Source organism: Flavobacterium sp. (genome assembly GCF_044348915.1).
Taxonomy (GTDB): domain Bacteria; phylum Bacteroidota; class Bacteroidia; order Flavobacteriales; family Flavobacteriaceae; genus Flavobacterium.
In genome coordinates this window covers 1-11,976 of sequence record NZ_JBIKRX010000083.1, presented here as the reverse complement: position 1 = coordinate 11,976, position 11,976 = coordinate 1, and the positions used below count along the sequence as shown (strand labels likewise).

General features: G+C 35.0%; 8 protein-coding genes. 5 read left to right on the top strand and 3 right to left on the bottom strand.

The features are described 5' to 3' along the window. The 3 genes from ACIQ1E_RS11875 to ACIQ1E_RS11865 form a co-directional block, all read right to left on the bottom strand. The coding region (locus ACIQ1E_RS11875) for a glycoside hydrolase family 3 N-terminal domain-containing protein (protein ID WP_396171520.1) at positions 1-533 on the bottom strand (533 nt) is incomplete at its 3' end. 199 nt (positions 534-732) lie between these two features. Next, positions 733-2,007, bottom strand: a complete 1,275-nt coding sequence (locus ACIQ1E_RS11870) for an MFS transporter (RefSeq protein WP_396171519.1) — start codon at positions 2,005-2,007, stop codon at positions 733-735. A gap of 1 nt (position 2,008) precedes the next feature. After that, on the bottom strand, positions 2,009-3,565 hold the full coding sequence (locus ACIQ1E_RS11865; RefSeq protein WP_396171518.1) for a glycoside hydrolase family 10 protein: 1,557 nt from the start codon (positions 3,563-3,565) through the stop codon (positions 2,009-2,011). Positions 3,566-3,878: 313 nt separating this feature from the next. Here ACIQ1E_RS11865 and ACIQ1E_RS11860 point away from each other — a divergent pair, with 313 nt between their 5' ends. The 5 genes from ACIQ1E_RS11860 (at position 3,879) to cmk (ending at position 11,800) form a co-directional block, all read left to right on the top strand. After that, positions 3,879-5,804 (top strand): amino acid permease, encoded by a 1,926-nt coding sequence (locus ACIQ1E_RS11860; RefSeq protein WP_396171517.1) that lies wholly within the window; start codon positions 3,879-3,881, stop codon positions 5,802-5,804. Between the two features lie 142 nt (positions 5,805-5,946). Further along, positions 5,947-7,272, top strand: coding sequence for an MFS transporter (locus ACIQ1E_RS11855; protein ID WP_396171516.1), 1,326 nt, complete (start codon positions 5,947-5,949; stop codon positions 7,270-7,272). A 207-nt stretch (positions 7,273-7,479) separates the two neighbouring features. Next, positions 7,480-9,930, top strand: coding sequence for an endopeptidase La (lon, locus tag ACIQ1E_RS11850; protein ID WP_396171515.1), 2,451 nt, complete (start codon positions 7,480-7,482; stop codon positions 9,928-9,930). A gap of 162 nt (positions 9,931-10,092) precedes the next feature. Next, entirely contained in the window at positions 10,093-11,112 is a 1,020-nt protein-coding gene (porQ, locus tag ACIQ1E_RS11845) for a type IX secretion system protein PorQ (RefSeq protein WP_396171514.1), read from the top strand. A gap of 7 nt (positions 11,113-11,119) precedes the next feature. After that, entirely contained in the window at positions 11,120-11,800 is a 681-nt protein-coding gene (gene cmk / locus ACIQ1E_RS11840) for a (d)CMP kinase (RefSeq protein WP_396171513.1), read from the top strand. Positions 11,801-11,976: the final 176 nt, after the last annotated feature.

Sequence of the window (11,976 nt, the reverse complement as noted above, 5' to 3'; positions counted from 1 at the left end):
AAGCCTCTTAAATATTCTGTAGCGCAATTGGATACTTTTTCTTTGTTTTGACCAAAGGAACGATAGCCAATTACAGGATTATTTGGGTTGTTATTTACATCTGCCAAAGGGGCTAAATTGTAATGAATTCCAGCAGCTTTCAAATCTAATCCCGTGCGCTTTCCGACTTCATAAGCGAGATACTCATATCGTTCTGGCAAAGCACCGAGAGAAATGGCGTAAGGATATTGAGGCGTGTTTTCGATTCGCATCGCTAAACCCCATTCGGCATCAATACTCATCAAAAGTGGAGTCGTAGCGCATTTTTGGAAACGAACAACAAGTGCTTTTAGTTTTTCGAAACTATCTTCGTTGAATTCAACTTTCTTCTTGCCTTCGTAATTAGTAGCCGCACTGGCTCTACTATGGAAAAAAGTAAGCCCACCAATATTATGTTCTTTTACTAAACCCTCTATTTCAAGGAAGTTTTCTTCGGTGTCGTTGATGAAAACGGCTGGAAAGAAGAATTGGCCAATTTTTTGTTCTAATGTCATTGTTTATGAAATTTATGCTAATATTATGCACATAGAAAAAAAACTTTTTATTCCATGTTTTACTGGGGTTTTTCCAAGAATAAAAACGCTATTTGCGTACTATTTTTGTAAGTTTAAAATTAGTGCATTATTTTTAATTGTCAATTTTAAAATTGGTTTAAAATTGTTATTTTCTATATCGAATTCTAATTATTTTGTGCTATTTTTTCTCTTCTTCTTTCTTTCCAAACTCTTTAGGGTATATTAGTAACTGAGACAAAATCACCCCAGGAATTGTGGCTAAGAACACCCAAATAAAGAAATTTCCATAACCCAAATATTGTTGAATGTAACCACTCAACATTCCTGGCAGCATCATTCCTAAAGCCATAAAGCCCGTGGCTATAGAATAATGAGACGTTTTTGACTCCCCATCGGCAACATAAATTAAATACATCATAAAGGCGGCAAAACCAAATCCGTATCCGAATTGTTCTAAAATAACGACTGCGTAAACATAATATATCGAAGCAGGATGGAAATAAGCTAACAATATAAAGCCAAGAATAGGCAAATGCATTGTCAAGATCATTGGTAACATCCATTTTCCTAACCCGTGCTTAGAAATAGCAATTCCTCCTAGGATTCCACCAATAGTAAGCGCAATCAAACCAAAGGTTCCATAAATAATCCCTACATCCTCAGTGGCTAATCCTAAGCCACCAACTTCGGTTTTGTCTACCAAAAAAGGAGTTAGCATTTTAAGTAATTGCGATTCTCCAAGTCTGAATAAAAGGATGAAAGTTAGCACTAAACCAATTTGTTTCTTTTTAAAGAAACTAGCAAAAACAGTAGCGAAATTTTTCTCTTCCGTTTGTCCATTTACGATCGGTAATTCTGTTTTAGGAGTAGTAAAATAATTGTAAATGGTCAAAACAGTCATTATCAATCCAACTAAAATCATCGTATAAGACCACGCTTTTTGATTGTCGCTATATTGATGCTCTAAATAGCCAGCTAACAAAATAATCAATCCGTTTCCGGTAAGCATTGAAGCTCTGTAAAAAGTGCTTCGAATACCTAAAAAGAAGGATTGTTGTTCTTTTCGTAAAGCCAACATATAAAAACCGTCGCTAGCCACATCATTGGATGCTGAAGCAAAAGCAGCAACCCAAAAAATAGCCAAGCTCAGCATAAAGAAATGACTAGTAGGAATAATAAAACCGACAATCAAGAAGGCAACTGATATAAACAATTGCATGCTCAAAAACCAGTTTCGTTTGGTGCCATGCAAATCTATAAATGGGCTCCATAGTGGTTTTACAACCCAAGGCAAATACAATAAGCTCGTATATAATCCGATATCTTCGTTGTTGATTCCTAGGTTTTTATACATCAGTACTGAAACTGAAATGATAATTACATAAGGAAATCCTGATGCAAAATTCAAGGTTGGTATCCAATACCAAGGATTTTTGTTTTGGGGCTCGTTCATTTTAGTTGGCTTTTATTTCGGTCTGTAAATTGATAATCTCTGAGACACTTTCGTTTCCGTAAAAATCGATAAATGTGAAGGCTATTTTTTTAGAATTATGAAGCTTTTCTTTTAGGATGCTCCATTTTAAACCATCAGATTTAGCATCGATAGCTATTTTTTCCACAATTTGACTGGGGTCATTGATGTCTATTATGTTGTGCTCTGCACTATAGACAATCATGTATCTGATTTGGTCTGACTGGGTTTTTTTGAATGTAAATTCATATGAACCTCCATCTTTAGTAAATGTATGTACCAAAGGTCGCTCTGTTCCTGTTTTTTTTGCGCTAGGAACTGGAAGGGGAATTGCAGGATATTTATATTGATTTTCTACCAGTAAATCGACAACTGCTTTATTGGTGTTTACAAAAGACTTGGCGCTAAAAAAAGCGTTTCCTTGAATATTAGGATAAGTTCTTGTCAAGTCAATCTGATTTGGAATTTCTGATGGATTGTTCCATTTTTTATCGGAATCGTTATTGATTTTATAACTACCGTTACCAATATACACATTGGTGTTAGTGCAATTTTCTGACCACCATTTCAATAATTTCGAATAAGAAGCGGTATTGTGCTCGATACTCCAATACAATTGAGGCAGCATATAATCGATGTATTTGCCATCCATCCAGGCAATTGGGTCGGCAAATAAGTCGTCATAATTTGTTTGACCTGCTTGTGTATCGGAGCCCTTTGGGTCAACTGATTTATTTCTCCAAACTCCAAAAGGACTAATACCAAATTGAACCCAAGGTTTGATACTTTTTATAGAAAAATAAACACTTTTAACGAACGAGTTTACATTATCCCGTCTCCAATCATCGAGGGTTTGTTTGTAGCCATATTTTTTAAACGAGGCAGAATCATTAAATTGCTTTCCGCTTACTCTATAGGGATAAAAGTAATCGTCAAAGTGGATGGCGTCGATGTCATAATTTTTCACGACTTCTTCGACAACAGTGATCAAATGGCTTTTTACTTCAGGCAAACCTGGATTGTAATAATATTTTTCTTTACCAGTTTCACCATATTTAATCATCCAATCTCGGTGTTTGAAAAAATCGTGGTCTGGGCTTAAAATATCTGTTTTTGTATCGAAAGTTGCTCTGTATGGGTTGAGCCAAGCGTGAAATTCAAAACCTCTAAGATGAGCTTGCTCAATCATCCAAGTAAGCGGGTCATAATACGGCTGTGGAGCTTGTCCTTCTTTACCTGTAATGTAACGAGACCAAGGCGCTAGTTTTGAAGGATAAAAAGCATCGCCTACGCTTCTTATTTGAACAATTACTGCGTTATAATTCAGTTTTTTATAGGTTTCTAAAATTTCTATATAATCTTCTTTTTGCTTTTCTACAGAGTCACTACCTTTTTTGGGCCAATCGATATTGACGACTGTGGCGATCCAAACGGCTCTAAATTCATTTTTTGGGTGTAGTAGTTTAGTTTGTGAATTTGTAGTAAAAGAAGAGAATAAAAAGGCTAATACTAGTGCAGAAATATACTTTTTTGTATTCATAAAATATTTTTGTTTTAATAAGATTCAAAAATAGATTATTTAGTTTAATTTCGAATTATAAAAAGAATTTAATTTTGGTAATTTGTTACAAAAACACGTTTTTCAACTCTGTTTTGTTAATTATTTTCGAAATCTATATGGTTTACACTTTTACCATTTATTGCTGAAAAGCAATTAAATATTATTTTTTTTATCAAAAAGCAAAAAATTAAAATAGTTTTATATATTTGATTTTTTAAATGAATTTATTTTTATTTCGTTTAAAAAAGAAAATTATCTCTATAAATTACGAATTGACAATTAAAATTAAAATATGGCTCTCTCTAAATTATTCAGGAAAAAAACGGTTCAAGATATTTTAAAACAAGTAGAAAAAAATGAGTTTGATGGGCACAATGCACTTGGTAAGCATCTTACAGCTCGTGATTTGACAGCGTTTGGAATTGCCGCTATTGTTGGAGCTGGGATTTTTAGTACCATCGGAAAAGCAAGTGCTGATGGTGGTCCCGCAGTAATTTTTTTATTCCTATTTACAGCGATTGCCTGCAGTTTTGCCGCTTTTGCATACGCTGAATTTGCTTCAATGGTTCCCGTTTCAGGTAGTGCTTATACGTATTCGTATGTAGCTTTTGGTGAAATTGTGGCTTGGATAATAGGTTGGGCATTAATTATGGAGTATGCCATCGGTAATATTACAGTGGCGATTTCTTGGAGTGATTATTTTACAGGCTTGCTCGAAAGTGGAGGGATTCATTTGCCCCAGTGGGTCCAAATGGATTATTTGACAGCTTCAAATGGATTTAAAGATGCCACAGCCTTGATGCAAGGAGGGAAGTCATTCGAAAATTTAAGCTCAGGTTTACAGGATGCTTACACTGCTTATTTGACTTCGCCTGTAATAGGTTCTTTTCACTTTGTTGCCGATTTACCTGCATTATTGATTATTGTATTGATTACAGCTTTGGTATATCGTGGAATGAAAGAATCTCGAAATGCCAGCAATTTGATGGTAATTATTAAATTATGTATTGTCTTATTGGTAATTGCTGTGGGTGTTTTTTATGTGGATACTGCCAATTGGCATCCGTTTGCGCCCAATGGAGTTTCAGGCGTTTTGAAAGGAGTTTCAGCAGTTTTCTTTGCCTATATTGGTTTTGATGCTATTTCTACTACCGCTGAAGAATGCAAAGATCCACAACGCGATTTGCCTAAAGGAATGATGTGGGCGATTATAATTTGTACTCTTTTGTATATTGCAATTGCGTTGGTATTGACCGGAATGGTGAGTTATAATGAGTTGAATGTAGGCGATCCTCTTGCTTTTGTTTTCGATAAATTAGATTTGAAATGGATGTCGGGCATTATTGCTGTAAGTGCTGTTGTGGCAATGGCAAGTGTTTTATTGGTGTTTCAAATGGGACAACCTAGAATTTGGATGAGTATGAGTCGCGATGGATTATTGCCTAAAAAGTTTTCTACAGTACATCCTAAATTTAAAACACCTTCTTTTGCAACAATTGTAACTGGTTTTGTTGTGGCGGTTCCAGCTTTGTTTTTGAATTTGACAATGGTTACCGATTTGTGTAGTATTGGAACTCTATTTGCTTTTGTTTTGGTTTGTGCTGGAGTTTTGGTTTTGCAAAATAAACCCGATATTCCTCGGGGAAAATTTAAAACCCCTTATGTGAATTCAAAATTTATTATGCCTGTTTTGATTCTTATAGGGCTTATTTATTCTTTTGGATACAACAAAAAAGCCACGATGGAATTCTTGACCAATGAAACCCAAATTAGAAGTTCTGCTGATATTATTACTTCTTTAGATAAAGATCATTTTGCAAAAGTGTATGAATATTTAGTTCGTTTGGATGCTGAAAACAGTACTACGGACACACCAGATTTAGAGCTTATTTTGAGTAAGTATGAACAAGATGATCTACAATATGCAGCTGTAATCAAAGGTTTGCCGGTACACGATTCTGACAAATATGAAAGTGGTTTTGACTTATTTAAACACAAAATCCCTATGTGGATTTTCTTTATAGCTTTGATCGGATTAACAGTTTGGTCCTATAAAGAGAATTTGTCTCTAATTCCTTTATTGGGATTGATTTGCTGTTTGTATATGATGGCAGAGTTAAGTGTATGGAATTGGATTTATTTTACGATTTGGTTGCTTGTTGGGCTGCTGATTTACTTTAGTTTTAGTCGTAAAAACAGTAAATTAAATATTCAATAAACAGTATTTATTAATAGTTTGCACTTTAAAAAAACGCCAAGAATTTTGCATTAAATTCTTGGCTTTTTTTTTAAACCACAATTCATTACGCTATTTTGGCAAAAGTATTTGATTATATTTGACACAATAAAATTTAAAAAAAATGAAAGAATTAGAAAAAGGAAGTAAGAAATTATTGAATGCGTGGGCATTTTATGATTGGGCAAATTCAGTATATCCGTTAGTGATTTCTTCGGCAGTATTTCCTATATTTTTTGAATCATTGTTTGTTGGCAGAAGTCATTACATCGAAGTTTTTGGACTGAATTTGAAAAATTCGGCTTTAATTAGTTTTGTAGCAGCAGCCGCCTTTTTGTTGGTAGCCTTTATTTCGCCCTTACTGTCAGGTATTGCAGATTATGTTGGGAATAAAAAATCCTTTATGAAATTCTTCTGCTATATGGGAGCGTTGTCTTGTATGGGTTTGCATTGGTTTAGTCTTGAAAATATATACTTAGGATTGTTTTTTTACTTTTTCGGATTAATTGGTTTTTGGGGAAGTTTAGTATTTTATAACTCCTATTTACCCGATATTGCTTATCCCGAGCAACAGGATAAAATTAGTGCAAAGGGGTATTCTTTAGGCTATATCGGAAGTGTATTTTTATTGATTGTTAACTTGGCAATGATAATGAAGCCAGATCTTTTTGGAATTTTAGGTTCTAGTGAAGAAGCGGCAATGACAGCCATGCGATTTTCTTTTATCATGGTGGGAGTTTGGTGGATCCTTTTTAGCCAATATACCTATCATTATTTGCCAAAAGGGAATAATAGTGAAAAACAAAAAGTAACCAAAGACACTATTTTTAATGGGTTCAAAGAATTGAAGAAAGTATGGGCCTTGTTGGGAGAAAATATTTCCTTAAAAAGGTATTTAGGTAGTTTCTTTGTGTATAGTATGGCGGTTCAAACTGTTATGATTGTTGCTACTTATTTCGGTGCGCAAGAAATTCGCTGGTCCTCTGAAGAAGAAAGCACTACCGGCTTGATTATTTGTATTCTTTTGATACAATTGGTGGCGGTTTTAGGGGCTTTTTTAACCTCGAGAGCATCAGCCAAATTTGGAAATATTGGTACGCTAATTTTTATTAATATTTTTTGGGTTTTGCTATGTATTGCAGCTTATTTTGTTGTTCTACCTTTGCATTTTTATACTATGGCTGCTTTGGTCGGATTAGTTATGGGTGGTATTCAGTCTTTGTCCCGTTCTACTTATTCTAAATTGTTACCTGAAACCAAGGACACGGCCTCTTTCTTTAGTTTTTACGATGTTTCCGAAAAAATTGGAATTGTAATCGGAATGTGTATTTATGGAATTATTGATCAAGTTACAGGCAGTCCAAGATTAGCAATTGTATTTTTAGCATTGTTTTTTAGTACAGGTGTGCTGCTACTAACTAGAGTTCCAAGAAAAGAGAATGTAAATTAATTTGCACCATTTTCAAATAAAAGAGCGAGTTCCTTAAAATTCAAAGCTTCTTGTTTTTATTTAATGGCATAAAGATTGTCTTGTAATAGTCATAAAACAACGATTATTTTTGTTATTGATTCATTTTCAGTAAAATATAATCATTTAATACTAACTTTGTTTTTAAATAGAATTTTTATTTAATGACAAAAAGACTTAAATTTTATTATGTCAAATCACAAAATACGTACTCTTGACAATCTGTCACTTCAGGAATTTGATGCAGAAACCGAATTAATACCCTTATTGACTCCCGAAGATGAAGAGGAAATGAACAATGAGGAATTACCGAGTACATTAGCTATTTTGCCTCTTAGAAATATGGTTTTGTTTCCTGGTGTTGTAATTCCAATCACGGCAGGTAGAGACAAATCGATAAAATTGATTAATGATGCTTATGCAGGCGGCAAAATTATTGGTGTTGTAGCGCAAAAGAATGAAGAAGTTGAAGATCCAACAAAAAATGATATTCACGAAATAGGAACAGTAGCACGTATTTTGCGTGTTCTAAAAATGCCAGATGGTAACGTTACTGTTATTCTTCAAGGGAAAAAACGTTTTCAAATTAAATCTGTTGTTGAAGAAACTCCTTATTTTAATGCAAAAATTAAAGAAGTTCCTGAGAAAAGACCAACGAAAAAAGATAGTGAATTTTTGGCGATTTTGGATTCGGTTCGGGAATTAGCGATTCAAATTATCAAAGAAAATCCAAACATTCCTAGTGAAGCAACCTTTGCCATCAAGAACATTGAGAGTCAATCGTTCTTAATCAATTTTGTGACTTCGAATATGAGTTTGTCTGTCGAGGAAAAACAAAACCTATTGGCGATAAATTCGTTGAAAGACCGGGCTCTTGAAACGCTGCGTTATATGAATACCGAGTTGCAGAAACTCGAATTGAAAAATGATATTCAATCTAAAGTTCGATTCGATTTAGACCAGCAACAACGTGAGTATTTCCTTCATCAGCAAATGAAAACCATTCAGGAAGAATTAGGGGGCGTTTCGCAAGAAGAGGAAATGGACGAAATGAGTTCCAAGGCCAAAACCAAAAAATGGGACGAAAAAACGCAAAAGCATTTCGAAAAAGAATTGTCCAAAATGCGTCGAATGAATCCACAGGCGCCTGATTTTGGTATTCAAAGAAATTATTTAGAATTGTTTTTAGACTTACCTTGGAGCGAATATTCTAAAGACAATTTCGATTTGAAACGGGCTCAAAAAATCCTGGACCGAGATCATTTTGGATTAGAAGATGTGAAGAAAAGAATGATCGAACATTTGGCAGTTTTGAAATTGCGAAATGATATGAAGTCACCAATAATCTGTTTGACAGGACCTCCGGGAGTTGGTAAAACGTCTATTGGAAAATCTGTTGCAGAAGCTTTAGGTAGAGAGTACGTGAGAATATCGTTAGGTGGATTGCGTGATGAAGCTGAGATTCGTGGACACAGAAAAACCTATATTGGTGCAATGCCTGGACGCATTATTCAAAGTTTGAAAAAGGCAGGAACATCCAATCCAGTTTTTGTTTTAGATGAAATAGATAAATTGTCGAATAGCCATCAAGGTGATCCGTCTTCGGCTTTGTTAGAGGTTTTGGACCCTGAGCAAAACAATTCTTTCTATGATAATTTCCTCGAAATGGGTTACGATTTATCCAAAGTTATGTTCATTGCTACCTCTAATAATATGTCAGCTATTCAGCCTGCATTGAAAGATAGAATGGAAATTATCAAGATGTCGGGCTATACCATCGAAGAAAAGGTAGAAATTGCTCGTCAGCATTTGTTCCCTCGACAATTGAAAGAGCACGGTTTGACTACCAAAGATTTATCTATAGGAGCTAAACAATTAGAAAAAATTGTAGAGGGATATACTAGGGAATCAGGTGTTCGTAATTTGGAAGCAAAAATTGCGCAAGTGATTCGAAATGCGGCCAAATCTATTGCAATGGAGGAGGAGTACAACAAGAAAGTGACTAATGAAGATGTAGTTGAAGTGCTTGGTATTCCTAGATTGGAAAGAGATAAGTACGAAAGTAACGATGTGGCAGGAGTAGTAACTGGACTAGCTTGGACTAGTGTGGGTGGTGATATCTTATTCATAGAATCCTTGATTTCTCCTGGTAAAGGAGCGATGACCATTACTGGAAATTTAGGAAATGTGATGAAAGAATCGGCAACCATAGCATTGGAGTATATCAAGGCCAATACCGAGTTATTGGGGCTAAGTCAAGAGACATTATCCAAATACAATATTCATCTCCACGTTCCAGAAGGAGCAACCCCAAAAGATGGACCAAGTGCAGGAATTGCGATGCTAACTTCTCTAGTTTCGGTATTGACACAAAAGAAAGTGAAGAAAGGTTTGGCGATGACTGGTGAAATAACTTTACGAGGAAAAGTATTGCCTGTAGGCGGAATTAAAGAAAAGATTTTGGCTGCCAAAAGAGCTAATATCAAAGAAATTATCTTATGTCACGAAAACAAAAGTGATATTGATGAAATCAAACCAAAATATGTTGAAGGATTGACTTTTCATTATGTAAAGGAAATGAGTGAGGTTTTGGCCATTGCCATTACGGATCAGAAGGTTAAGAACGCAAAAAAGATATAAACTTTTTGAACTACTATAGTCTAATTCCATCCCGATACTTCGGGATGGAATTTTTAATTTGAAGAGAAATACTTCCAAACTTCGAATGAAAAAAGGGAATTTATTCTTTTATAATTTTATCTTCGCATTTGCGTTTACATTACAGAATAGCTATTTCGAAATATGCAAAAAAAACTTTTAATTTTCTTTTTATTTTTTGTTTGTACTGTGTCAAGCGGTCAAATAGGAGGGAAGTACACTTATCAGTTTTTGAACTTGGTAACTTCTCCAAGACAAGCCGCATTAGGAGGAAAAACAGTTACCATTTATGACGAAGATGTCAATCAAGTTCATTTTAATCCTGCGACTATAAACGCTGATATGGACAATCATTTGGCGTTGAATTACGGCAGCTATTTTGGTGAAGTGAGCTACGGAACCGCTTCTTATGCCTATACTTATGATCGGCATTTGCAAACTTTTCAGGTGGGTGTCAACTATGTCAATTATGGTAAATTTGATGGATATGATGAGAATGGTCAGGTCACATCTGAATTTACAGGCAGCGAAGTGGCACTTTCATTTGGGTATGCCTACAATGTGCCAAATACCAATCTTTATCTAGGAGCCAATGCGAAATTGATTTCTTCTTCCTTAGAAAGTTATAGTTCTTTGGGAGGAGCTTTGGATTTAGGCGCTATCTACATCGATGAAGCGAACGATGTCAATTGGGCTTTGGTTATCCGAAATATTGGAACTCAGTTTACCACCTATAATGGTATTAATGAAAAATTACCGCTGGAAATCATCGCGGGAGTTTCCCAAGAATTAGAAAATGTACCTATTCGTTGGCACTTGACTTTCGAAAATTTGCAGCAATGGAATGTTTCTTTTAGCAATACAAATCAAGCTCAAACATCACTCGATGGCACGACAACTGAAAATGAAACCTCTTTTCTTGGAAATGTATTGAGACATACTATTTTTGGAGTAGAGTTATTTCCAAAAAAAGCCGTAAATTTGAGATTGGGTTATAATTTTAGAAGAGCTGAAGAATTGCAAGTAGAAAATATTCGAAATTTCTCTGGGATTTCTGTTGGTTTTGGATTGAAATTTAATAGATTAAAATTGAATTATTCCTATTCTAGATATACCTTAGCTGCAAACACAAGTTTGTTCGGTTTGACTATTAATTTTCAATAATATTATTTTGAACAAGAAAATCACCATTGCTATTGATGGATATTCATCAACGGGAAAAAGTACTTTAGCTAAAGAATTGGCCAATCACTTAGGATATGTTTATGTTGATACTGGGGCAATGTACCGTGCTGTGGCTTTTTTTGCAATGCAGAAAGGGTATATTGGTCAAGATTTTTTTGATACAGCATCACTGATCAAGAGTTTGCCTTCTGTAAAATTGTCTTTCAAATTCAATCCGGATTTAGGTTTTGCAGAAATGTATTTGAATGATCTTAATATTGAGAAAGAGATTCGAACTATCGAGGTTTCCAATTTTGTTAGTAAGGTAGCTGAAATTTCGGAAGTGCGTTCAAAGTTAGTAGAAATGCAGCAAGAGATGGGCAAAAATAAAGGAATTGTTATGGATGGCAGGGATATTGGCACGGTCGTTTTTCCAGATGCCGACTTGAAAATATTTATGACTGCTAGTCCTACCACTCGCGCTGAAAGACGATTCAAAGAATTGCAGAAAAAGGGTGATAAGGTAACATTCGATGAAGTATTGAAAAACGTTCAGGAAAGAGACTATATTGATACACATCGCGAGGATTCACCATTGGTAATGGCAAAGGATGCCATCGAGTTTGATAATTCAAATATATCGAAACAGGAACAATTTGAAAAAGTTCTTAAACTAGTTGATATTTAAGAAATACGCTAATTTTTTTTTGAGCCTCGCTATTTGCGAGGCTTTTTTATTGTGCGCTACGCATACCATATATCTATAGGGTGTAAATCCCGAACGAGCCTGCCAATGGGAATCGTTAGCCAAGAGCAAGGGTGTCTACCGTGAGGTAGAATCTGAAGGAAGCTGGAGGCAAAACT

What these genes read in the sequence shown, in the direction of transcription:
- ACIQ1E_RS11870 (WP_396171519.1), bottom strand. Translation starts at nt 2,007, where the DNA reads ATGAACGAGCCCCAAAACAAAAATCCTTGGTATTGGATACCAACCTTG.
- ACIQ1E_RS11865 (WP_396171518.1), bottom strand. Translation starts at nt 3,565, where the DNA reads ATGAATACAAAAAAGTATATTTCTGCACTAGTATTAGCCTTTTTATTC.
- ACIQ1E_RS11860 (WP_396171517.1), top strand. Translation starts at nt 3,879, where the DNA reads ATGGCTCTCTCTAAATTATTCAGGAAAAAAACGGTTCAAGATATTTTA.
- ACIQ1E_RS11855 (WP_396171516.1), top strand. Translation starts at nt 5,947, where the DNA reads ATGAAAGAATTAGAAAAAGGAAGTAAGAAATTATTGAATGCGTGGGCA.
- lon (WP_396171515.1), top strand. Translation starts at nt 7,480, where the DNA reads ATGTCAAATCACAAAATACGTACTCTTGACAATCTGTCACTTCAGGAA.
- porQ (WP_396171514.1), top strand. Translation starts at nt 10,093, where the DNA reads ATGCAAAAAAAACTTTTAATTTTCTTTTTATTTTTTGTTTGTACTGTG.